This window comes from Mesorhizobium sp. M0771 (assembly GCF_040320155.1).
In the GTDB taxonomy this organism is placed as follows: Bacteria; Pseudomonadota; Alphaproteobacteria; order Rhizobiales; family Rhizobiaceae; genus Mesorhizobium.
Window position 1 is genome coordinate 67,162 of the sequence record NZ_JAMYPC010000020.1, and the last position, 20,824, is coordinate 87,985.

Consider the following 20,824-nt stretch of genomic DNA (forward strand, 5'->3'; position numbering starts at 1 on the left):
GCCGGGCTATAAGTCGGCGGGGGTGTTGCTGATGACCGGTTGGATCGTGCCTTGTTTCCTGTGCCTGGCGCTGCTTGCGGGCAGCGGCTGCGCACGCAGCTATGACGGCACGGTGGTGATCCCGAAGCCGCTCGATATCAGGCGGGTCTGGGATCGCGATCCGTCGCAGACTGAGGCCAGCCGGATGCAGGCGGCAGCCGGTGTGTTTCCGACGCCGCCGCCGCAGGAGCCCTACCGGCCCGCGGCACGCAGGCACACAACACAAATAGCTGCGCCAAGGCGGCACGTCAGGTCCAGCCCTCCCAGCATGGCTTCCGAACCGGCCAATCCGCTCACCTGCAAGAATGTCAGCGAACCCGGCAAACGCTACAGGATGGTTTGCGAATAGCTGGTACTAGAGCAATTCCAGGAAAAGTGTGAAACGGTTTTCCGTCCGGAATTGCGTAAAACAAAGACATAGAGCGGTTCGCCGTTTCGGTGAAACGGTGAAACGCTCTAGGCGCAGGTTACTCCGCCGGGAAGAAAGCCGGCCCGACCACCCTGACCGGCCGCGAGCCGGCCAATGGCTCGGCCGACTGTCGCTGGGCGGCGCCCCTGGCCTCTGCAGCGTCTGCGCCAGGCTGGGGAATTTGCGCCACGGTGCCAAGATCCGGCTTCGCTGACGGCAAAGGAATGATCGCGTTGGCCATATTGGCTGGCGTCACCGTGCGCGCTCTCAGCTCGGCAACGCGCCGGTGATAGCGCTTGAGGTCGCAGGCCCTGAAGTTCGCATCACCGCGATATTTGAAGGCCGTCGGCAGGTCCTTGTAGGACGTGCGCGTATTGAGCGCGACCATCTCTTCGGTTTCAAGGCTTGGATCACTGAGCGTGTACAGGTCGACGCCGGCATCGTCGCAGATGTAGCGGCACTGATCGACCATCTCCTTGACATCGCCGCCTTGCACGAACTGCGATTTCGGCGCCGGGAAGAAATAGCCGTCCGAGAGACGAACGCAAAACAGCATCGAATTGCTGCCGATCAGGGCGCCAGCCGGACGCTGTCTTTGTTGCCCGGCGGCGGGCGTGCAGCCGAGCGCGACGAGCCTGGCCTGCAGTCCGGACGCATCCCGGCGCGAAATCGCGGCGCCGCGATCTGGCGTTGCACCTGTGTGCGGCTTTTGGCGAGGTCGGCGCAAGCATTGAAGAAGCCCCCCACCGCACTTTGCGCCGTGCACCGACGTTGCCTCTCCAGCCCCTGGATCGCCGCAAGCTGGCGACGCAGCTGCGCAAGCTCGGGGCTGATCCCGCCGCTGCGGCCGGACGGTGCCAGCTGGCTCCTGAGCGCGGCGCATGGATCGGCAAGGGAAGCCGAAATGCCGAGGACGCTTGCCGCTACCGACACCAGTGCAAAGGTCACGACTGCCACAAACGCATCATCGGCGACACCTGGTGCCTTGTACCCCTGTGGAGCCGATCGCCGCTCCAGCCGATTGAGCCTCAATGCGGGAGGTAAGTCTAATTCAAGAGACGCCAGCAACCGCCAGGTATTTTATGCCGAGTGTATTATGCCGGTTCCTGTAAATTCGCTATTACACTTTTGTTTCAAGATTGAGACGTAGCCAGGCTTGGGCGAGCCCAGGCCGCCGCAATCATCGATCCCGCGTTGTCGGCCCTTGCGGATGAAACCTTTCTCCGGTGTCTCGCGTTGTGTCGGGCAAAGGAGACGAAGATGTCTATTCACTTCACTGTCTCTGGCCTGACCAGGAACCTGTTCCACTCGCTGGGGCTGGACCATGAGCGGGCGCCGAGAGCGCTCGATCCCGAACAGAGCCTGTTGCTGGAATGCTATCTGGCCGGACAGATTCCGGAATCCGCCTGGGCCGACTACGTCTTCGAGACGCCGGAACTGCAACGGCATGTCGATATCAGACGCCCGCACAACTGATCAGAGCAACTTCAGCAAAAGTGTGAGTCGTTTTTCCGGGAAAAGCGCGTAGCGCTTTCCCCTGGGAATTGCGTCAAGACAACGAGAGAGGGGGTCGCCGTTTCTGTGAAACGGTGAAACGCTCGCCCGCTCGCCTACTGCTTGGGCGAAGCGAATTGCACGGTGAAGACATTGCCCGCGACGCCTTGCGCCAGCGTCGGCGAGAAGCTCAACGGCAGGCACTTTTGCAGGGCAGTGGTTGCGGCGTCGACGAACGACTTCCTAGTATCCGCATCGCCATCGACCTTGATCGCCGTCGGCCGCGGCGGACCGATCAGCGTGCCGTCGCGCTTGAAGCTGAAGCTCAAGGTGACGCTGGCATTTCCAGCACCCGCCGGCGGCGTCCAGCACGCCTGGATGGCATCGCCGACCTCCGCCATCGTGTCGAGCGGCGCGGCATTGCACGGGTAGCCCCCGACCAACACAACACCGGCAATCGCAAACACTCTCGCTACGCCCTTCATCGCAAAGCTCCTCGTGTGTCGTCCGCCGACCATGATGGTAGGGTCGAAGCAGACTGTGGCAATATGCCTGATGTCAGACTTTACGGCATGAGACGGGCCCGATGGCGCATCGGCGAAAAGCAAAAGGCCGGCATTGCGCCGACCTTTCCCTTCACCCTTGCGCCAGTACATCCGTGGTCGCGCGGTGCCTTCAATAGACAGCGTTCTGGTTAATGAATCCTTAGCGTTGCGCGCTGGCCTGCGACTTCACATAGGCGATGTAGCCGCGCACGTCGCCGGCCGGCTCGGCATAGGCCTGGCCGAGTTTCTTCTCCATCGCCGTGACATACTCCTTGGCCCATTTTGGCAGCGCATAGTCGATGACGGCCAGGAACTCCAGCGTCGATGCCAGGCGTATGTCGGCGATCGACGGGTGCTTGCCGCCGATGAACGGCTTGCCGTCCCTGAAGAAGGAGTGAAACACCTCCAGCGGCTCGGCAATGGCGGCCATGGCGGCCTTCTGCGCCTCGGACTTCTTCTCCGGATGAGCGTCGCTATGGCCGACCTCGCCGGCGTAATGCGGAAAACCCAGCGCCGGATAGGTGGCGCGCGCCACATACGGGTAGAGCGTGCCGATCAGGTAGAACATGGCGCTGTCGACCATCGCCCGCTTGGCCGGCGCCTTGGGATAGAATTTCTCCAGCCCGTGCTTGTTGGCGAGATACTGCATGATGGCACAGCTCTCCCAGAGCACGCCGCGCGGCAGCCCCTTGTCCTCGATCATCGGCGTCAGATGCGCCGGATTGCGCGCCATATATTCGGGCGAGCGCGTGTGGCCCCAAGCGTCGGTCTCGGCGGCGTCGAACCCAGCCGCACGGGCAAACACCCGGACGGTCATGTTGTTGACGCTCGGCTTCAGCATCGAGAGCTTCAGCGCCGGTTTTTTCGCCGCCTTGGCCTTCGGCCCCGACATCTTAGTAGCCGGCTTTGTCGCGGCTTTCGCGGCCGGCTTTGCGGCTGCCTTCGGCGCGGCCTTTACGGCCATTTTTGCCGCCGGCTTCGCGGCGGCTTTTGCTGCTGGCTTGGCCGCTGATTTGCCAGCGCTCTTGGTCACTGTTTTTGCCATTATGGTCCTCCCCTTTTGCTGGCCGTCAGTATGGATTCTTCGGCGTCCGCTCGTCCGACAAGGTCGCGCGCGACCACTCGACCAACGTCTGGATCGCGTCGGCAAGGTGCACTTCGGCGATGTTGTAGTCGCCGCGCGCCACGCGCAGCTTGTGCGCCTGCATCAAGACGTCGGCATGGGTGAAGCCGGCCGGCGGCTCGAAGCGGTAGGACGCCAGCTCGATCAAGAGGCCGAGCGGATCCTCGAAATAGATCGAATCCATGAAGCCGCGATCCTTGACGCCGCTGTGCTTGATGGCGCGCTCGTCGAGCCGGGCGACCGCCTGCAGGAAGGTCACGCGCGACACCGAGAACGCAATATGATGGACGCAGCCCGGTTCGGTGGGCGTGCGCCGCTTGACCGGCGTGCGGCTCTCGTCGGTGAAGACGGTGATCAGCCTGCCGTCGCCGGGATCGAAATAAAGATGGCTTTCGCTTGGCTTGTCGAGGTTGGGCTGCTCGAAAATGAACGGCATGCCGAGCACGCCTTCCCAGAAATCGATCGAGGTTCGGCGGCCGGCGCCGACGAGCGTGATGTGATGGACGCCCTGCGACTGCAGTTTCTGCATCGGTCCTCCTCGCCGACCCTCGCCTATGTTCCCCGGCGTCTTGGGCGCCGCAAAGAGCCCTTTGGCTAGGCTTCGTACATGATGCTAGTGCAATTGGCAGCGCCGCGCCAGAAGCTCGCGGAAACTGCCGGCGCTGGATGGTGAAAGAGGCCTAAGGTTGCATGACCTGAGGCTATGCAACGGCTCTGAGCTCGGCTTCCGCCAGCGTGCCCAGGCCCGCGCATTCGGCACATGCCATCGTCTGCCCTGGACAGCCGGCCCGATGCGTGCCTTGCGGGCAGCAATGCCCTTTCGACTCACGCCATTTCAAGCAATCGAAAACCTGCCCGCTGCCGTGACAGCACGGGCATATCATTTTTGCCGAATTCATGCCTGCTATGCCAAACCAAATCCGCGTTGCCGCAGATGCTATCCCCGCACCGCAAGTAACAGAGATCGCTACGCTTTCAAGCGTCGCGGCCTGACTTAAATTGGGTGTATTCGGGTGCGCGGACTTGCCGAATTTCGCTGATGCCGCCGACCCTCGCGGTCACACGCGATCCGCGCGGCTGCTGCCCGAAATTTTCGATGATGCGGAAGGAAAGTCGTTGCTTGGTACGCCCAAGGGGAATCGAACCCCTGTTCCCGCCGTGAGAGGGCGGTGTCCTGACCGCTAGACGATGGGCGCGTTCAAGAACCGGCGATATAGGCTGACGGTTTGGAAAAAGCAACTGGCTTCGAACGGCCGGACCGCTTCTGTGCAATGTCGGTTCGTGGACCTAGCGTTTCGGCTCGATCAGGTCCCACAGATTGCCATAGAGGTCGGCGAAAACCGCCACGGTGCCGTAAGGCTCATGGCGTGGCGTTTCGTGGAACTCGACGCCGTTTTCCAGCATCGTCGCATGGTCCCTGGCAAAATCATCGGTTTCGAGAAACAAAACCACGCGGCCTCCGGTCTGGTCGCCGACGCGGCTCTTCTGCACATCGTCCAACGCTTCCGCCAGAAGCAGCCGGGGCCCTTGCCCGACCGCCGGCGTTACCGTCACCCAGCGCTTGCCGTCGCCGAGCTCGATGTCGTCGCAGAGGACAAAGCCAAGCTTGCCGACATACCAGGCGATCGCCTCGTCATAGTCGGCGACGACGAGCGTGATGGTTGCGATGCGGCGATGGTCGGCAAACCCGGTCATTGTTTCGGCCCGCTCATTTGTTGCGGATGGCGAAGCGGCCGATGATACGGCGCTCGGCGATGTCGTAGACGAAGATGGTGCGGCTGCCGTCGCTGATCTCGGCGTCGATCGAAATGCGATTGCCCGACAGAGCCTGGCTGATCACCTTGGCTCCGACCGGGAGCACTATGTCGGCCACGAGCGGCTCGCCGGGCGGAACTGGAATGTCGTTGGCGAGCGGCGGGTTCGCGGGCGGCGCTTTGCGCGATTTGTAGACAATGGCCGCGATCACCACCATAAGGGCCAGCAAAAGCAGGCCGAGATTGATGGCCATGAAACGGATGAGCCTGCCGCGCACCTTTTCGATCTCGGGATCGAGCGGCTTTTCTTCTTCATCGGCAACGGGCCGGGCCATGGCAGAACTTTCCGGAACTTTTTTCGATGAGCGCTCATAGCGAAGAGACCCCTGAATTGATAGAGGCTGGACAATTCATAGAGGCGGCGCCGACCGTGCTCGAAGCCGGCGCGGAAGCGGCCGGCCAGCGCCTCGACCAGTGGCTGGCGAGCGCCCTCGGGCCTGACATGTCGCGCAGCCGGGTGCAGATGCTGATCCGGCAAGGTGCCGTTTCGATCGACGGCAAGCCGGTCGACGAGACCAAGCGCAAAATGAGTGCCGGCGAGCGCGTATCGGTCGTCATGCCCAAGCCCGAACCGGCCGAACCGCAAGGCGAGCCCATCGCGCTCGACGTGCTTTATGAGGACGACGAGCTGATCGTCATCAACAAGCCGGCCGGCCTCGTCGTCCATCCCGGCGCCGGCAACTGGACCGGCACGCTGGTCAATGCCCTGATCCACCACTGCGGCGACAGTCTTTCAGGCATTGGCGGCGTCAGGCGGCCGGGCATCGTCCATCGGCTGGACAAGGAAACCAGCGGCGTCATGGTGGTGGCTAAGACCGACCGCGCCCACAAGGCGCTGTCGGAGGCCTTTGCCGACCACGGCCGCACCGGCGACCTCGAACGTGCTTATTTGGCGCTGGTTTGGGGCATCCCTCCACGGCCGACCGGAACGGTCGACGCGCCGCTTGGCCGTGCTGCCGACCGCGTGCGCCGCGCCGTCGTGCCGGAAGGCCGTGACGATGCCCGCCGCGCCGTGACCCATTTCACCGTCAAGGAGCGTTTCGGCGAGGGCCAGCAGGCGTTCGCCACCGCCAGCCTGGTCGAATGCCGGCTGGAAACCGGCCGCACCCACCAGATCCGCGTTCACATGGCTCATATCGGCCATCCCGTCATCGGTGACCCCGATTACGGCCAGGCCTTCCGCACCAAGGCCAACCGGCTGCCCGAACTGCTGAAGGGTCAGGTCAAGGCATTTTCCAGGCAAGCTTTGCATGCCTGGCTTCTTGCATTTCGGCACCCGGCTACCCATTTATCGATGAGGTTCGAGGCGCCGATACCGGGGGACATGGAGGAACTCGTCGGCGGCTTCCGCAAGCTCTGAACCCGAGCAATTCCAGGAAAAGTGTGAAACGGTTTTCCGTCCGGAATTGCGTCTAAACAAGCCAGCTAAAACCTGAGCGGCATTGTTCACTTCAGCGTGACACACTGTTTCGTGTTGAACAAATGCCTGTCTTTTCTGGTTTTGTTCCTATATAAATCAGTTGCCGCGGGCGAGCCTTTTGGTGCTCGCGTCACATGCCCGCCGCGTTTCGGGGGCATCACTCCAATAGAGAGGGGGCGCAATCATGGCCCAGTCACTACCCAGTATTGTTTCCGGCGAAGGCGGCCTCAGCCGCTACCTGGAAGAAATCCGCCGCTTTCCCATGCTTCAGCCGCAGGAAGAGTACATGCTCGCCAAGCGCTACGCCGAGCATGAAGACACCAGCGCTGCGCACAAGCTCGTCACCAGCCACCTTCGGCTCGTTGCCAAGATCGCCATGGGCTATCGCGGCTACGGCCTGCCGATCGGCGAAGTGATCTCGGAAGGCAATGTCGGCCTGATGCAGGCCGTCAAGAAATTCGAACCCGAGCGTGGCTTCCGCCTCGCGACCTACGCCATGTGGTGGATCAAGGCCTCGATCCAGGAGTACATCCTGCGCTCGTGGAGCCTGGTCAAGATGGGCACGACCGCCAATCAGAAGCGCCTGTTCTTCAACCTGCGCAAGGTGAAGGGCAAGATCCAGGCGCTGGACGATGGCGACCTCAAGCCCGACCAGATCACCGAGATCGCCACCCGGCTGAACGTGTCGGAAGCCGAAGTCGTGTCGATGAACCGCCGCCTGTCGGGCGACGCGTCGCTGAACGCGCCGATCCGCGCCAGCGAAGGTGAATCCGGCGAATGGCAGGACTGGCTGGTCGATGACCACGAAAGCCAGGAAGACATGCTGATCGAACAGGACGAGCTGGAAAACCGCCGCGGCATGCTGTCGGGTGCTTTGGCCGTGCTGAACGATCGTGAGCGGCGCATCTTCGAGGCACGCCGCCTCGCCGAGGAGCCACTGACGCTGGAAGAGCTGTCGTCCGAGTTCGACATCAGCCGCGAGCGCGTGCGCCAGATCGAGGTGCGCGCCTTCGAGAAGGTGCAGGACGCGGTCAAGGCCGCCGCCAAGCGCCAGATGCAGGCGCTGCGCACGATCGAGGCGCAGCCCGCGGCGTAAAGCCGGGTTCGGCTAAGGAACAGAAGGCGGCGTCGGGAAACCGGCGCCGCCTTTTTTGTTTTGTCGTCCGTCGGCGGTTAGCGAAAGTCGGGCAACAGCTGATCTCCCCCCTTGAGGGGGAGATATCCGGCAGGACAGAGGGGGGCGTGACGGATCGCAGCTTGCGATTTTAACTATCCCCAACCTGGAATTGTTCGAGCACACAGCAAAGGTCGGCGGGACAGCACCCCCCTCTGCCCTGCCGGGCATCTCCCCCTCAAGTGGGGAGGTTGGCAGCTTCGGCGACGGCGCCAACAGCATGAACCGATCTACAGCCCATCCAGCGGAAACTTGAGATACCTTCGGCCGTTGGCCTCCGGTTCCGGCAGCCGTCCACCATTCATGTTGACCTGCAGCGCATGCAGGATCAGCCGCGGCATCGGCAGTGTCTTGTCGCGCGCTTCGCGCAAGTCGACGAACTCGGCTTCGCTGCGCGCCGCAACGAGGTGGATATTCTTTGCCCTCTGCTCGGCGACCGTGCTCTCCCAGTACGGCTCGCGCCCGCCGGCCTGATAGTCGTGGCCGACGAACACGCGCGTATCGTCCGGCAGCGCCAGAATGCCCTCAATCGAATGCCACAGCCGCGCGGCACTGCCGCCGGGAAAGTCCGTCCTTGCCGAGCCGCTGTCGGGCATGAACAGCGTGTCGTGGACGAAGGCTGCGTCGCCGATGACATAGGTGATCGAGGCCAGCGTGTGGCCGGGCGAGAACAGCACCTTGACCGGCAGGTTGCCGATCATGAACGTTTCGCCTTCCCCAAACAGCCGGTCCCACTGCGAGCCGTCTGCGGGGAAATCCGGCCAGTTGTAGATCGCCTTCCACAGCGCCTGGACTTCGATGATCCTGTCGCCGATCGCCGTCGGCGCGCCGGTCTTTTCCCGGAGATAGTGCGCCGCCGAGAAATGATCGGCATGCGGATGGGTGTCCAGGATCCACTCGAGCTCCAGCCCGTTTTCGCGGATAAAATCCAGCAAGGCGTCGGCATTCTTCGTCGCCGTCGCGCCGGATTTTTCGTCGAAGTCGAGGATCGGGTCGATGACGGCGCAGCGTCTCGTCACCGGGTCGGTGACGACATACTGGATCGCGCCGGTCGGCTTGTCGTAGAAGCCGGCGACCTCAGGTTTGGCCGAAGCGATGTCCAATGTCCGGCTCCCCTGCCCCTTGCCCGACAGGAACCGTTTTCTCCGTCGGGACTGAACAAGAGCATGGTCATCTGGCAAAGCGCGCCGGTCAAGCACGCCTTGCCACAAATAGGACTGAAGCCCGAAATAGCTCCGACGGAGCAAAACCTAGGCTGACGGCTGCTTGGTCTTCCTGAGATAGGGCAGGATCGTCTCGAAAGCGCCAAAACGCTTGACCGCATCTTCGTTCGAAACCGCGGCGGTGATGATCACATCCTCGCCCTGCTTCCAGTTGGCCGGCGTCGCCACCTGGTGCTTGGCGGTCAGCTGCATGGAATCGACCGCGCGCAGGATCTCGTCGAAGTTGCGGCCCGTCGTCATTGGGTAAGTCAGCACCAGCTTGATCTTCTTGTCCGGCCCGACGACATAGACCGAGCGCACCGTGGCGTTGTCGGCCGGCGTGCGGCCTTCCGACGTCTCGCCGGCGCCCGCCGGCAGCATGTCATAAAGCTTGGCCACCTTGAGATCCTTGTCGCCGATCAGCGGGTAGTTCACCGTCTGGCCGGTCGCCGTCTTGATGTCGGCCTGCCACTTGTCGTGGCTCGCAACGGGATCGACGGAAATGCCGATGACCTTGACGTTGCGCTTCTTGAACTCGCCTTCGAGCCCCGCCATCGTGCCCAGCTCGGTGGTGCAGACCGGGGTGAAATTCTTCGGATGGCTGAACAGGATCGCCCAGCCGTCGCCGATCCAGTCATGAAACTTGATCGGCCCTTGCGTGGTCTCGGCGGTGAAGTCAGGCGCGATGTCGTTGATACGAAGGCTCATGGCATTATTTCCCCAGCAACAGATTTCGTCAGGAGCGGCCGTGGACGGCGTCAACGCTCCGGCATTGCCGCATCTTAGCGCAAAAATCGCGGCTGCAGGACAATAGGAAACTATTATTGGCGACGGAACGAGCACTTTCGTTCCACGGACCGACGTTGGGCCGACAATCTTTCGTTTGTGCGGGAAAGGCTCAGGCCTTGTTGACCGCCAGCGACGTGGCCAGGTCTTCCATGCGCTGGGCGAGCGCGCCGAGCGCGCTGGTCAGCACGGTGTCGTTCTTGTCGGCCTTGGTCAGCGCTTCGTCGCGCGTCTTGCGCAGCGTCTGCACTTCGGCCTCCATGCCCTTGACCCGCTTCTGCAGCTCCGAAAGCTCGTCCATCACCATGATGCCGGCCATCACCGTCAGCCGCTGGTCGCCGATCTCGCCGAACGAAACCTTCAGATGCGAGACATAACGGTCGAACCGCTCGGCGAGGTCGATCAGGTGCTCTTCCTGACCCTCGTCGCAAGCCATGCGATACTGCTTGCCGTCGATGGAAACCGTGACCTGTGCCATGGCCTGCAGCTCCTACCTGTCCAGCACCGCGCGGATGGTTTCCATGGCGGTCACCAAGCGGCGCGAAACTTCCTTGTTGGCATCTTCCAGCCGTTCGGCGCGGGCTTCGGAATTGTCGAGTTCCTGCGCCAGCCGTGAACGGTCGGCGTTCATGCGCTGCACCTCAGCCTCGGCTTCGGAATAGTCGCGCTCGTGCTCGAGCTTGGCCGCGACGGCGTTTTCCAGCCCCTCGATGGCCTTGCCCAGCCTGTGGATGACTTCCTTGAGTGTGGTTTCGCCGGTCATGGCCTTCGTCCTGTGCCCTGCCCATCACCGAATCGCTTCGCGTTCAGAACGCGTTAACAAGGAAACATTAGGCACCGGGTGAAGGCAACGTCAACAAAGCTCTCGCGACTGTCCCCCGCTAACGCTAATGTAGGTCGCCCCATAAGGTCTCAAAGCCATCACAAGACCGGCAAATGTGCAGCCGATTTGTTGACTAAAAGCCCGTGGCTGCTATGTGTCGCGCACTCTTTCCTGGGCTCTGCCAAGCCCACAAATCCCCACCCCGGAGGTACCATGACGTCGCGTGAACAACATGACCGGATGGCCAATGCGATCCGTTTTCTCTCCATGGACGCCGTCGAGAAGTCCCAGTCCGGCCATCCCGGCCTGCCCATGGGCTGCGCCGACATCGCCACAGTGCTGTTCACCCGCTTTCTGAAATATGATCCGAAGAACCCCCATTGGCCGGACCGCGACCGCTTCATCCTGTCGGCCGGCCATGGTTCGATGCTGCTCTACTCGCTGCTGCATCTGACCGGTTACGAGGACATGACCCTCGACCAGATCAAGCATTTCCGCCAGCTGGGTTCCAAGACTGCCGGCCATCCCGAATACGGCCATGCCACCGGCATCGAGACGACGACCGGCCCGCTCGGCCAGGGCCTCGCCAATTCGGTCGGCTTCGCGCTCGGCGAGCGCATCATGAACGCCGCCTTCGGCAACGACCTCGTCGACCACCACACCTATGTGCTGGCCGGCGACGGCTGCCTGATGGAAGGTGTTTCCCAGGAAGCCATCGCGCTGGCCGGCCACCTCAAGCTCAACAAGCTGATCGTCTTCTGGGACAACAACAACATCTCGATCGACGGTCCGGTTTCGCTTGCAGACAACACCGACCAGGTCGCCCGCTTCCAGGCCTCGGGCTGGAATGCCAGCCACATTGACGGCACCGACCCCGAGGCGATCGCCTACGCCATCGAAGCCGCCCGCCATTCCGACAAGCCGACGATGATCGCCTGCAAGACGACCATCGGCTTCGGCGCCCCGACCAAGGCCGGCACCAACAAGGCGCACGGTTCGCCGCTCGGCGCCGACGAGATCGCAGGCGCGCGGAAATTCTTCAACTGGGACTCGCCGCCCTTCGAAATTCCGGCCGACATTCTCGACGCCTGGCGCACCGCCGGCAAGGCCGGCGTCAAGCCGCGCACCGACTGGGAAGGCCGGCTCGCCAAGGCCAAGCCCGAGCTGAAGGCCGAGTTCGAGCGCCGCCTCGCCGGCAAGCTGCCGTCGAATTTCGATGCCGTCATTGCCGACTACAGGAAGAAGCTGTCGGCCGACAAGCCGAAGGTCGCCACCCGCAAATCGTCGGAAATGGCGCTGGAAGTCATCAACGGCGCGGTGCCGGAAACCATCGGCGGCTCTGCCGACCTGACGGGCTCCAACAACACCAAGACCAGCCAGACCAAGAACATCACGCCGGACGATTACGGCCAGCGCTATGTCCACTACGGCATCCGCGAGCATGGCATGGCGGCCGCCCTCAACGGCCTGACGCTGCATGGCGGCCTCATCGCCTACGGTGGCACCTTCATGTGCTTCTCTGACTACGCCCGTCCGTCGATGCGGCTGGCGTCGCTGATGGGCATCCGCTCGATCTTCGTTATGACCCATGATTCGATCGGTTTGGGCGAAGACGGCCCGACCCACCAGCCGGTCGAGCACCTGGCGGCGCTCCGCGCCATCCCCAACCACAATGTCTTCCGTCCGGCCGACGCGGTGGAAACCGCCGAATGCTGGCAGATTGCCATTGAATCGGAAAAGACCCCGTCCACCCTGGCGCTGACCCGCCAGAACCTGCCGACGGTGCGCACCGAGCACTCGGCCAGGAACCTCTCGAGCCAGGGCGCCTATGAACTGGCCGCGGCGAGCGGCGAAGCGGCGGTGACGATCTTCGCGACCGGCTCCGAGGTCGAGATCGCGCTCGGCGCCCGTGATTTGCTTGAAAAGCATGGGCACCCGACCCGCGTGGTCTCGGTGCCTTGCTTCGAACTGTTCGACCAGCAGAGCGACGCCTACCGCAAGGAGACGATCGGCAACGCGCCGATCAAGATGGCGATCGAGGCCGGCATCCGCCAGGGCTGGGATCACCTGATCGGCTCCGACGGCATCTTCATCGGCATGACCGGCTTCGGCGCTTCCGGCACCATCGAGCAGCTCTACCCGCATTTCGGCATCACCGCCGAAGCCGCGGCCAAGGCGGCGGAAGCCCGCCTGCACGGCAAGTAAGATTAGGGTCAGTCCCGCGCACCTCCAAGGCGGATTCGCGGGGCTGGACCAACCTAATCGATTTAAATTCGGCCTTCTGCGGCTGGATTCTTGTGCCATCCGCCGCTATGAAGCTGCGGACCCATCTGCCGCCTCCAGCTCCCAGGGAGAGTAAAATGACCGTCAGAGTTGCCATCAACGGATTTGGCCGCATCGGCCGCAACATCCTGCGCGCCATCCATGAATCCGGCCGCAAGGACATCGACGTCGTCGCCGTCAACGACCTCGGCCCGGTCGAGACCAACGCGCATCTGCTGCGCTATGACAGCGTGCACGGCCGCTTCCCGCACGAAGTGTCGGTCTCGGGCGACCAGATCACCGTCGGCAAGGAGACCTTCAAGGTCACCGCGATCAAGGACCCGGCGCAGCTGCCGTGGAAGGAGCTCGGCATCGACATCGCGCTCGAATGCACCGGCATCTTCACCGCCCGCGACAAGGCTGCCGCGCATTTGACCGCCGGCGCCAAGCGCGTCGTCGTCTCCGCGCCTGCCGAAGGTGCTGACCTCACCGTCGTCTACGGCATCAACCACGACAAGCTGACCAAGGACCACATCGTCATTTCGAATGCGTCCTGCACCACCAACTGCCTGGCGCCGCTCGCCGCAGTGCTGCACGAGACCGTCGGCATCGAAAAGGGCATGATGACGACGATCCACTCCTACACCGGCGACCAGCCGACGCTGGACACCATGCACAAGGATCTCTACCGCGGCCGCGCGGCTGCCCTGTCGCAGATCCCGACCTCGACCGGTGCGGCCAAGGCGATCGGCCTGGTGCTGCCCGACCTCAAGGGCAAGCTCGACGGCATCTCGATCCGCGTGCCGACCCCCAACGTCTCGGTCGTCGACTTCAAGTTCATCGCCAAGCGCGCCACCACCGTGCAGGAGATAAACGAAGCGGTGATCGCCGCCTCCAACGGCAAGCTGAAGGGCATTCTCGGCGTCACCCATCATCCGAATGTGTCGATCGACTTCAACCACGATCCGCGCTCGTCGATCCTGGCGCTCGACCAGACCAAGGTCATGGACGGCAACTTCGTTTCGGTGCTGTCCTGGTACGACAATGAGTGGGGCTTCTCCAACCGCATGGCCGACACCTCGGTCGCCTTCGGCAAGACCATCGCCTGATCTGAAGGCATCGTCTCGCAGCTTCGAACGCCCGGCTGTGCCCGGGCGTTTTTCGTCAGCGCGCCGGGCAAGGCGCGCCGAGCCGCCAAACGCCGGAAAATCAGCGGCATAAGGCAAAAAGCCATCCTTGCGCCTTGCACCGGCCATGCCTTCGCCCCACTCTCCCGTGAATCGGTAGAAAGAGGAATTCGAGGGGCAAATCACGGATGGAGCATGCGATCTATCTCGTCACGCTGGTCGGCACAGCGCTAGTCGTCGCCGCAGCGTTCTCGAGCCTGATCGCCTTCCGCTTCGGCGCCCCTTTGCTGCTGCTCTTCCTCTGCATCGGCCTCGCCAGCGGCGTCGATGGTCTCGGTATCGAATTCGACAATGCGCGCGTGGCATATTTTGCCGGCTCACTGGCGCTGGCGGTCATCCTGTTCGATTCCGGTTTCGGCACGCCGCTCAACGCGCTGCGCCAGGCGGCCGGACCGGCGGTGTCGCTGGCGACCTTCGGCGTAATCCTGACCACTGGCCTGTTCGGCGCCGCCGCCTATTACCTGCTCGACCTCAGCTGGCTGGAATCCTTCCTGCTCGGCGCCGCGGTCGCCTCGACCGATGCGGCGGCCGTCTTCTTCCTGCTACGCGCCGGCGAGATCAATCTGCGCGAACGCGTGCGCGCGACACTGGAAGTCGAATCCGGCACCAACGACCCGATCGCCATCTTCCTGACCATCACGCTGGTCGAGATCATCGCCGCCCACGCCAATCCCGAGACCCATGTGCTGGTCACCGACCTGATCCTCGGCTTCCTGCTCAATATGGGGCTCGGCGCCGTCGTCGGCGTGCTTGGCGGGCTCGGCATCGTGCGCCTCGTCGACCGGCTCAACCTTGACCATGGCTTGCTGCCGATCTTCGTGCTGACCCTGTCACTGATGGTGTTCGCCGCGGCCGGCGCCATTGGCGGCTCGGGCTTCCTGGCGGTCTATCTCGCCGGGCTCATTGCCGGCAACTCCGACATCCGCGCCGTCACCATCCTGAAGCGCTTCCAGGACGGCATGTCGTGGCTGGCACAGATCATCATGTTCCTGATCCTCGGCCTGTTCGCGACACCCTCGCAGTTTCCGGCGATCATGGTGCCGGCGGTGCTGCTCGGCCTATTCCTGATGTTTGTCGCGCGCCCTGTCGCCGTCTGGCTCTGCCTGATCCCGTTCCGCCTGCCGCGTCCCGAGATCGCGTTCGTCTCCTGGGTCGGCCTGCGCGGCGCCGTGTCCATCCTGCTTGCCATCACCCCGCTGCTCGGCGGACTGGAGAACGGCCGCACCATCTTCAACGTCGCCTTCATCATCGTGCTGGTATCGCTGGTGGTGCAGGGCTGGTCGGTCGGTCCGCTGGCGCGCCGGCTCGGCCTGATCGTGCCGGCGAGGCTCGGGCCGCTCGACAAGGTCGAACTCGAACTGCCGGGCTCCGCCCATCACGAACTGCTCGCCTACCGCGTGGCGCCCGGCAGCCCGGTGGCGCGCGGCGAGCGTATCCCGCGCTGGGCACGGCCCTCGTTGGTGCTGCGCGACGGCCGCTCGATGCGTTTCCAGGACATGGGCCGGCTCGCGGCCGGCGACCAGGTTTATATCTTCGTGCCCGACCGCTATCCGCGCCTGCTTGACAAGCTGTTTGCCAGCCGCGCCGTAGTCGACCCCGAGGATGCCGACTTCTTCGGCGCCTTCGCCGTCGATCCCGCCCGCTCGGCCGCAGAGCTCGAGGCCGCATACACACCGGGATTGAGCGAAGCCGAGCAGAAGCTCACCGTCGGCGCGCTGGTGACGGCGCGGCTCGGCGGCCATGCCGAATATGCCGACCGGGTGCTGATCGGCCCGATCGAATTGATCGTCCGCGACGTCGACGACAAGGGCAAGATCACCGGTCTCGGCCTCTCCTTCGAGCCGACCGCGCCGGTGGCGCGGGTTCCGGTGTTCCTGAGCGCCGGCGAGATCGGCGATCGGGTCTCCGCCTTCATCCGCAACTGGCGCAAGCCGACCGAGACGCAGACTGCAGAGGCGACAGCCAATGAGAAGGCCCTTGAGCCGACGGCGGAAAAGATAACGACCGAAGGCTGACAAGCGATCGGTTCACGCTGACGTCCCGCATCATCACGACAGCCTTCGCCTTGATCTCAAAATTTAGCTCGCACCCCGGCTCAAGCCTTGCATCGTCATCGATGCGAGGTATGGTCCCGGCGATTTTTCACGGAAAGGTATCAGCATGGCCGCCTTCAAGACACTCGACGATATCGGCAATATCAGCGGCAAGCGCGTGCTGGTGCGCGTCGACCTCAACGTTCCCGTCGCCGACGGCAAGGTCACCGACGCCACCCGAATCGAACGCATCGCACCGACCATCGCCGAACTGTCCGGCAAGGGCGCCAAGGTCATCCTGCTCGCGCATTTCGGCCGCCCGAAGGATGGTCCCTCGCCCGAATTCTCGCTGGAGCCGATCGCCAAGGCTGCCGCGGAGGTGCTTGGCCGCCCCGTCGGCTTTGCCGGCGACTGCGTCGGCGACACGGCGGGCAGTGCGGTCGCCGCCATGAACAAGGGCGATGTGCTGCTGCTGGAAAACACCCGCTTCCACAAGACCGAGGAGAAGAACGACCCGGCCTTCACAGAGCGGCTCGCCGCCAATGGCGATATCTTCGTCAACGACGCCTTTTCCGCCGCCCACCGGGCACACTCCTCGACCGAAGGCCTGGCGCGGCTGTTGCCGTCCTATGCCGGCCGCACCATGCAGGCCGAGCTCGAGGCGCTGGAGAAGGGGCTCGGCAATCCGGTCCGCCCTGTCGTCGCCATTGTCGGCGGCGCCAAGGTGTCGACCAAGATCGACCTGTTGATGAACCTGGTGAAGAAGGTCGACGCGCTGGTGATCGGCGGCGGCATGGCCAACACTTTTCTCGCCGCGCGTGGCACCGCTGTCGGCAAGTCGCTGTGCGAGCATGACCTTGCCGCGACCGCCAAGCAGATCATGATCGAGGCCGCCGAGGCCGGCTGCGCCATCATCCTGCCTGTCGACGGTGTCGTCGCCAAGGAATTCAAGGCGGGTGCGGCCAGCGAGACCGTTGCCATTTCGGATGTCCCGGCTGACGGCATGATCCTCGATGTCGGCGAAAAGACCGTGAAGACGATCGGTGAATGGATCGACCGCGCCGCGACGCTGGTCTGGAACGGCCCGCTCGGCGCCTTCGAGATCGAGCCTTTCGACCACGCCACGGTGGCGGCGGCCAGGCACGCGGCGGCCCGCACCAGGGCCGGCAAGCTGGTCTCGGTCGCCGGTGGCGGCGATACGGTGGCCGCCCTCAACCATGCCGGCGTCGCCGACGACTTCACCTATGTCTCGACCGCCGGCGGCGCTTTCCTCGAATGGATGGAAGGCAAGCCGCTGCCCGGCGTCGACGTGCTGAAGAAACAAGCCTGACCGGATCGGGGGCGCAAAAACGGACGCCAGGAACTTTCAATCGATTCGAGCTTTCCGATCCCATTCCTTTGGCGGTAGACTTCCGTTACGCGCGGAACGTACCCCCTTAGGAGAAGAAAAATGAGCGAACGTCTCGAAGACATTGCCGCCGCGATGGTGGCCGGCGGCAAGGGCCTGCTGGCCGCCGATGAGAGCTCCGGCACCATCAAGAAGCGCTTCGACGTTATCGGCGTCGAATCGACCGCCGATAGCCGCCGCGACTACCGCGAGATGATGTTCCGCGCCAAGGACGCAATGACGAAGTACATCTCCGGCGTCATTCTCTACGACGAGACCATCCGTCAGAAGGCTGCCGACGGCACGCCTCTGGTCGACATCATCAAGGCGGCGGGCGCCATTCCCGGCATCAAGGTCGATGCCGGCGCCAAGCCACTCGCCGGCTTTCCCGGCGATACCGTTACCGAAGGCCTCGACGGCTTGCGCGAGCGGCTCGCAGATTATTACAAGCTCGGCGCCCGCTTTGCCAAATGGCGCGCGGTGATCGACATCGACACCGGCAAGGGCGTGCCCTCGGCCAATTCGATTGCCTCCAATGCCCATGCGCTGGCCCGCTATGCCGCACTTTGCCAAGAGGCCGGCATCGTGCCGATCGTCGAACCGGAAGTGCTGATGGACGGCGCGCACGACATTGACACCTGCTACGACATCTCGAAGGCAACGCTGATCAAGCTCTATGACGAGCTGCATGCGGCGCGCGTTGTGCTGGAAGGCACCATCCTGAAGCCGAACATGGTGCTGGCCGGCAGGAAGTCGGGCAAGGTGAGCAGCCCCGAAGAGGTCGCGGAAAAGACCATAAAACTGTTCCGCGAAACCGTACCGGCAGCGGTGCCGGGCATCGCCTTCCTTTCGGGCGGGCAGTCGGACGAGGAGGCTACCGCCAACCTCAACGCCATCAACGCCATCGGCCCGCATCCGTGGAAGCTGACCTTCTCCTATGGCCGCGCCTTGCAGGCCGCCCCGCAAAAGGCCTGGAGCGGCAAGGCATCGAACGTCGCCGCCGGCCAGGCCGCCTTCACCCATCGTGCCCACATGAACCATCTGGCGGCGCTGGGACAATGGACGGCGAGCCTCGAACAGGCCGCCTGAGCGCAGTCCTCCCGTTGTCATACAACCCGGGCCGATGCGCCCGGGTTTGTTTATGCAAAGCCCGGCTTGGACGGAGTTCGTCCATCCTTATCTCCTTTCGGCAAAAGCTGACGGCGATGTCGGTTTCTGCCCACCCCAAACGTCCTTGGGTGAACAGACAGGGAGAACTTCATGACTCGCAGCAAGGTGGTTTCGCGTGAAGACTGGTTTGAGGCGCACAAGGCGCATCTGGCGCGCGAGAAGGAATTGACACGGTTGCGTGAGCGCATCGCCGCCGAGCGGCGTGAACTGCCCTGGATGAAAATCCGCAAGGACTATGTCTTCGAGACCGAGCAGGGTCCGAAGAACCTGGCCGGACTGTTCGGCGCCAACAGCCAACTGATCGTCTACCACTTCATGATGACGCCAGGATCGAACCACCGCTGCGAAGGATGCTCCTTCCTTGCCGACCATATAGACGGCGCCGATCAGCATCTCAGGCACCACGACGTGTCGCTGGTGGTGGTTGCGCGCGCGCCGCTGGCGGAACTGCTGCCTTACAAGCAGCGTATGGGCTGGAAATTCGACTGGGTGTCGTCCTACGCCTCGGATTTCAACTTCGACATGCAGGTCTCCTTCACCGACAAGCAGATCGCGGCCGGCGACACCACCTACAATTTCGAGACGCGTCCGCGCACGTCAAAGGACCTTCCCGGCACCAGTGTTTTCTACAAGGAAGAGAACGGCGACATATTCCTTGCCTTTATGTCGCGCGCCCGCGGCGGCGAGGCCCAGATCGGCACTTACGACTATCTCGACATGACACCGAAGGGCCGCGGCGAAAATGGCCCTTATCATAGCCTGATGGACTGGGTGCGGCTGCATGACGAATATCAGGACAAGCAGGCGGACAAGCCGAACTGCTGCGACTAGAAGCTCGTTCACCTCAGGCGAAACTTGCGCTAAGGCTGCCGCTGATCTCTAAACGGTATCGCCATGCGCTTCCCGGCCCTTCTTACCTGGCTCGCCTACCCCGTTTATGTCTGGCAGGGCCTCGGCGTGCGCCGCCGCACCACCCGCATGCTGCCGGCACAAGGGCCGGTCATGCACGAAATATCGGGCAAGGCGCCGGCCATCTCGCTGCTGGTGCTGGGCGATTCCTCGGCCGCTTCCGTCGGCATCGGCAATTCCGAGAACGGGCTTGCCGCGCAGCTTGCAATGCTGGTCGCAAAACGAACCGGCCTTGCCGTGCGCTGGCGCGCCGCCGGGTTCAACTCGGCAACGTCGGGCCAGATCCGCGACCATGTGCTGCCCAATCTGTCGGCCGATCGGTGGACGCATATAGTGCTGGCCATCGGCACCAACGACACCAAGAATTTCCACTCGGTGCCGCGCTTCAAGAAAGAGTTCGGCGGCCTGCTTTACGCGCTGCGCGCCAAATGGCCGGAGGCCCGCGTCGTCTGGTCGCCGGTGCTGGAATTCACCCGTGCGCCGGCCATGCCGCCGCTGCTCGGCAAGATACTCGAAATCCGCGCTACCGCAATGAACCGCATGGGCGAGCGCCTCTGTTTCGAGCGCGGCGCCGTGCCGGCGCCACGGCTGCCGATCACCAACCCTGAGGCCGGCTTTGCCTCCGATGGCTTTCATGCCTCGGAAGCCGGTTACCGCGCCTGGGCCGAACATCTGGTCGGATGGGTGCTCGCCGATTGACCTGAGGGGGCACAAGCTCGGACTGGTGGGCTTCAGAGAACTGACGCGAGTATTTCCAAATACTGTTGATTGCAGCCTGCTTCCAATGGATCTGAGCCAGAATATAATCCAGCAGCAATGGATGAGCTACGGCCTGGATTCCGAAACCGGCAACGACACCTGCACGCTGACCGGCAACCGCGCCGAATCGAGCAAGCATGTCATTCCGGCCGGCCCGGCCAACGGCACGCCTTTTATTGCGGCGAACCTGCCGGAATTCATGACGACGCGCGGTGGCGATTACTTCTTCGTGCCCAGCCTCAACGCCATCCGGATGATTGCCATGGGAACGGTGGACCCGACCTGACC

At 63.3% G+C, this 20,824-nt stretch carries 23 protein-coding genes and 1 tRNA gene; 12 read left to right on the top strand and 12 right to left on the bottom strand.

Translation table 11 applies throughout. The annotated features are described in order from the left end of the window. Positions 1–31: 31 nt before the first annotated feature. Positions 32–388: a hypothetical protein gene (locus tag NKI05_RS25670; protein WP_023693676.1), complete on the top strand. Its 357-nt coding sequence runs from the start codon at positions 32–34 to the stop codon at positions 386–388. Positions 389–506: 118 nt separating this feature from the next. Here NKI05_RS25670 and NKI05_RS25675 read toward each other — a convergent pair whose 3' ends face one another. After that, positions 507–1,004, bottom strand: a complete 498-nt coding sequence (locus NKI05_RS25675) for a DUF2865 domain-containing protein (protein WP_245261965.1) — start codon at positions 1,002–1,004, stop codon at positions 507–509. Positions 1,005–1,018: 14 nt separating this feature from the next. Further along, a complete protein-coding gene (locus NKI05_RS25680) occupies positions 1,019–1,405 on the bottom strand; it encodes a hypothetical protein (RefSeq protein ID WP_245261963.1) in 387 nt (128 codons plus the stop codon). A 303-nt stretch (positions 1,406–1,708) separates the two neighbouring features. Between NKI05_RS25680 and NKI05_RS25685 the strand changes: the two genes are divergently transcribed. Continuing rightward, complete coding sequence (locus NKI05_RS25685; RefSeq protein WP_023690098.1) at positions 1,709–1,924, top strand: hypothetical protein; 216 nt, start codon at positions 1,709–1,711, stop codon at positions 1,922–1,924. A gap of 134 nt (positions 1,925–2,058) precedes the next feature. On the opposite strand, the gene tolA is transcribed toward NKI05_RS25685, so the two are convergent. The 6 genes from tolA to NKI05_RS25715 form a co-directional block, all read right to left on the bottom strand. Then, positions 2,059–2,427 (bottom strand): cell envelope integrity protein TolA, encoded by a 369-nt coding sequence (tolA, locus tag NKI05_RS25690; protein WP_023701341.1) that lies wholly within the window; start codon positions 2,425–2,427, stop codon positions 2,059–2,061. Positions 2,428–2,647: 220 nt separating this feature from the next. After that, a complete protein-coding gene (locus tag NKI05_RS25695) occupies positions 2,648–3,532 on the bottom strand; it encodes a glutathione S-transferase family protein (RefSeq protein WP_023816417.1) in 885 nt (294 codons plus the stop codon). A 25-nt stretch (positions 3,533–3,557) separates the two neighbouring features. Then, positions 3,558–4,139 carry a VOC family protein gene (locus NKI05_RS25700; RefSeq protein WP_023816416.1) on the bottom strand — a complete coding sequence of 194 codons (582 nt, stop codon included), beginning with the start codon at positions 4,137–4,139 and terminating at the stop codon, positions 3,558–3,560. Between the two features lie 592 nt (positions 4,140–4,731). Beyond that, positions 4,732–4,806 (bottom strand) — tRNA-Glu (locus NKI05_RS25705). A 91-nt stretch (positions 4,807–4,897) separates the two neighbouring features. After that, positions 4,898–5,305 carry a VOC family protein gene (locus NKI05_RS25710; protein WP_023735221.1) on the bottom strand — a complete coding sequence of 136 codons (408 nt, stop codon included), beginning with the start codon at positions 5,303–5,305 and terminating at the stop codon, positions 4,898–4,900. A gap of 13 nt (positions 5,306–5,318) precedes the next feature. Continuing rightward, complete coding sequence (locus tag NKI05_RS25715) at positions 5,319–5,699, bottom strand: hypothetical protein (protein ID WP_023735222.1); 381 nt, start codon at positions 5,697–5,699, stop codon at positions 5,319–5,321. A 26-nt stretch (positions 5,700–5,725) separates the two neighbouring features. On the opposite strand from NKI05_RS25715, the gene NKI05_RS25720 reads away from it, so the two are divergent. Both NKI05_RS25720 and rpoH read left to right on the top strand, forming a co-directional pair. After that, a complete protein-coding gene (locus tag NKI05_RS25720) occupies positions 5,726–6,784 on the top strand; it encodes an RluA family pseudouridine synthase (RefSeq protein WP_023735223.1) in 1,059 nt (352 codons plus the stop codon). A gap of 244 nt (positions 6,785–7,028) precedes the next feature. Then, entirely contained in the window at positions 7,029–7,940 is a 912-nt protein-coding gene (rpoH, locus tag NKI05_RS25725; RefSeq protein ID WP_023670124.1) for an RNA polymerase sigma factor RpoH, read from the top strand. Between the two features lie 308 nt (positions 7,941–8,248). Here rpoH and NKI05_RS25730 read toward each other — a convergent pair whose 3' ends face one another. From NKI05_RS25730 to NKI05_RS25745, 4 genes are all read right to left on the bottom strand, one after another. Next, the gene (locus NKI05_RS25730; RefSeq protein ID WP_031199864.1) at positions 8,249–9,121 is read right to left on the bottom strand and encodes an MBL fold metallo-hydrolase; all 873 of its coding nucleotides are present in this window, start codon (positions 9,119–9,121) and stop codon (positions 8,249–8,251) included. A gap of 147 nt (positions 9,122–9,268) precedes the next feature. Then, positions 9,269–9,928, bottom strand: coding sequence for a peroxiredoxin (locus NKI05_RS25735; protein WP_023727298.1), 660 nt, complete (start codon positions 9,926–9,928; stop codon positions 9,269–9,271). A 190-nt stretch (positions 9,929–10,118) separates the two neighbouring features. Further along, complete coding sequence (locus tag NKI05_RS25740) at positions 10,119–10,484, bottom strand: cell division protein ZapA (RefSeq protein WP_352793444.1); 366 nt, start codon at positions 10,482–10,484, stop codon at positions 10,119–10,121. 12 nt (positions 10,485–10,496) lie between these two features. After that, entirely contained in the window at positions 10,497–10,769 is a 273-nt protein-coding gene (locus tag NKI05_RS25745) for a DUF4164 domain-containing protein (RefSeq protein ID WP_023670128.1), read from the bottom strand. A gap of 273 nt (positions 10,770–11,042) precedes the next feature. On the opposite strand from NKI05_RS25745, the gene tkt reads away from it, so the two are divergent. From tkt to NKI05_RS25785, 8 genes are all read left to right on the top strand, one after another. Continuing rightward, entirely contained in the window at positions 11,043–13,034 is a 1,992-nt protein-coding gene (gene tkt / locus NKI05_RS25750) for a transketolase (protein ID WP_352793446.1), read from the top strand. Positions 13,035–13,189: 155 nt separating this feature from the next. After that, positions 13,190–14,200: a type I glyceraldehyde-3-phosphate dehydrogenase gene (gene gap, locus NKI05_RS25755; protein ID WP_023683984.1), complete on the top strand. Its 1,011-nt coding sequence runs from the start codon at positions 13,190–13,192 to the stop codon at positions 14,198–14,200. Between the two features lie 206 nt (positions 14,201–14,406). Continuing rightward, entirely contained in the window at positions 14,407–16,293 is a 1,887-nt protein-coding gene (locus NKI05_RS25760) for a potassium/proton antiporter (RefSeq protein ID WP_023683985.1), read from the top strand. 145 nt (positions 16,294–16,438) lie between these two features. Further along, on the top strand, positions 16,439–17,641 hold the full coding sequence (locus NKI05_RS25765) for a phosphoglycerate kinase (protein ID WP_023670132.1): 1,203 nt from the start codon (positions 16,439–16,441) through the stop codon (positions 17,639–17,641). A gap of 120 nt (positions 17,642–17,761) precedes the next feature. Beyond that, entirely contained in the window at positions 17,762–18,787 is a 1,026-nt protein-coding gene (locus NKI05_RS25770; protein WP_023816414.1) for a class I fructose-bisphosphate aldolase, read from the top strand. A gap of 171 nt (positions 18,788–18,958) precedes the next feature. Beyond that, positions 18,959–19,699 (top strand): DUF899 domain-containing protein, encoded by a 741-nt coding sequence (locus NKI05_RS25775; RefSeq protein ID WP_352793447.1) that lies wholly within the window; start codon positions 18,959–18,961, stop codon positions 19,697–19,699. Positions 19,700–19,762: 63 nt separating this feature from the next. Beyond that, a complete protein-coding gene (locus NKI05_RS25780; protein WP_023706280.1) occupies positions 19,763–20,476 on the top strand; it encodes an SGNH/GDSL hydrolase family protein in 714 nt (237 codons plus the stop codon). A gap of 121 nt (positions 20,477–20,597) precedes the next feature. After that, positions 20,598–20,822, top strand: coding sequence for a hypothetical protein (locus tag NKI05_RS25785; protein ID WP_155929767.1), 225 nt, complete (start codon positions 20,598–20,600; stop codon positions 20,820–20,822). Positions 20,823–20,824 lie beyond the last annotated feature (2 nt).

What these genes read in the sequence shown, in the direction of transcription:
- NKI05_RS25720 (WP_023735223.1), top strand. Translation starts at nt 5,726, where the DNA reads ATGAGCGCTCATAGCGAAGAGACCCCTGAATTGATAGAGGCTGGACAA.
- NKI05_RS25735 (WP_023727298.1), bottom strand. Translation starts at nt 9,928, where the DNA reads ATGAGCCTTCGTATCAACGACATCGCGCCTGACTTCACCGCCGAGACC.
- NKI05_RS25700 (WP_023816416.1), bottom strand. Translation starts at nt 4,139, where the DNA reads ATGCAGAAACTGCAGTCGCAGGGCGTCCATCACATCACGCTCGTCGGC.
- NKI05_RS25740 (WP_352793444.1), bottom strand. Translation starts at nt 10,484, where the DNA reads ATGGCACAGGTCACGGTTTCCATCGACGGCAAGCAGTATCGCATGGCT.
- NKI05_RS25785 (WP_155929767.1), top strand. Translation starts at nt 20,598, where the DNA reads ATGAGCTACGGCCTGGATTCCGAAACCGGCAACGACACCTGCACGCTG.
- NKI05_RS25745 (WP_023670128.1), bottom strand. Translation starts at nt 10,769, where the DNA reads ATGACCGGCGAAACCACACTCAAGGAAGTCATCCACAGGCTGGGCAAG.
- rpoH (WP_023670124.1), top strand. Translation starts at nt 7,029, where the DNA reads ATGGCCCAGTCACTACCCAGTATTGTTTCCGGCGAAGGCGGCCTCAGC.
- NKI05_RS25695 (WP_023816417.1), bottom strand. Translation starts at nt 3,532, where the DNA reads ATGGCAAAAACAGTGACCAAGAGCGCTGGCAAATCAGCGGCCAAGCCA.
- NKI05_RS25780 (WP_023706280.1), top strand. Translation starts at nt 19,763, where the DNA reads ATGCGCTTCCCGGCCCTTCTTACCTGGCTCGCCTACCCCGTTTATGTC.
- gap (WP_023683984.1), top strand. Translation starts at nt 13,190, where the DNA reads ATGACCGTCAGAGTTGCCATCAACGGATTTGGCCGCATCGGCCGCAAC.
- tolA (WP_023701341.1), bottom strand. Translation starts at nt 2,427, where the DNA reads ATGAAGGGCGTAGCGAGAGTGTTTGCGATTGCCGGTGTTGTGTTGGTC.
- NKI05_RS25765 (WP_023670132.1), top strand. Translation starts at nt 16,439, where the DNA reads ATGGCCGCCTTCAAGACACTCGACGATATCGGCAATATCAGCGGCAAG.
- NKI05_RS25760 (WP_023683985.1), top strand. Translation starts at nt 14,407, where the DNA reads ATGGAGCATGCGATCTATCTCGTCACGCTGGTCGGCACAGCGCTAGTC.
- NKI05_RS25715 (WP_023735222.1), bottom strand. Translation starts at nt 5,699, where the DNA reads ATGGCCCGGCCCGTTGCCGATGAAGAAGAAAAGCCGCTCGATCCCGAG.
- tkt (WP_352793446.1), top strand. Translation starts at nt 11,043, where the DNA reads ATGACGTCGCGTGAACAACATGACCGGATGGCCAATGCGATCCGTTTT.
- NKI05_RS25710 (WP_023735221.1), bottom strand. Translation starts at nt 5,305, where the DNA reads ATGACCGGGTTTGCCGACCATCGCCGCATCGCAACCATCACGCTCGTC.
- NKI05_RS25685 (WP_023690098.1), top strand. Translation starts at nt 1,709, where the DNA reads ATGTCTATTCACTTCACTGTCTCTGGCCTGACCAGGAACCTGTTCCAC.
- NKI05_RS25675 (WP_245261965.1), bottom strand. Translation starts at nt 1,004, where the DNA reads ATGCTGTTTTGCGTTCGTCTCTCGGACGGCTATTTCTTCCCGGCGCCG.
- NKI05_RS25775 (WP_352793447.1), top strand. Translation starts at nt 18,959, where the DNA reads ATGACTCGCAGCAAGGTGGTTTCGCGTGAAGACTGGTTTGAGGCGCAC.
- NKI05_RS25670 (WP_023693676.1), top strand. Translation starts at nt 32, where the DNA reads ATGACCGGTTGGATCGTGCCTTGTTTCCTGTGCCTGGCGCTGCTTGCG.
- NKI05_RS25770 (WP_023816414.1), top strand. Translation starts at nt 17,762, where the DNA reads ATGAGCGAACGTCTCGAAGACATTGCCGCCGCGATGGTGGCCGGCGGC.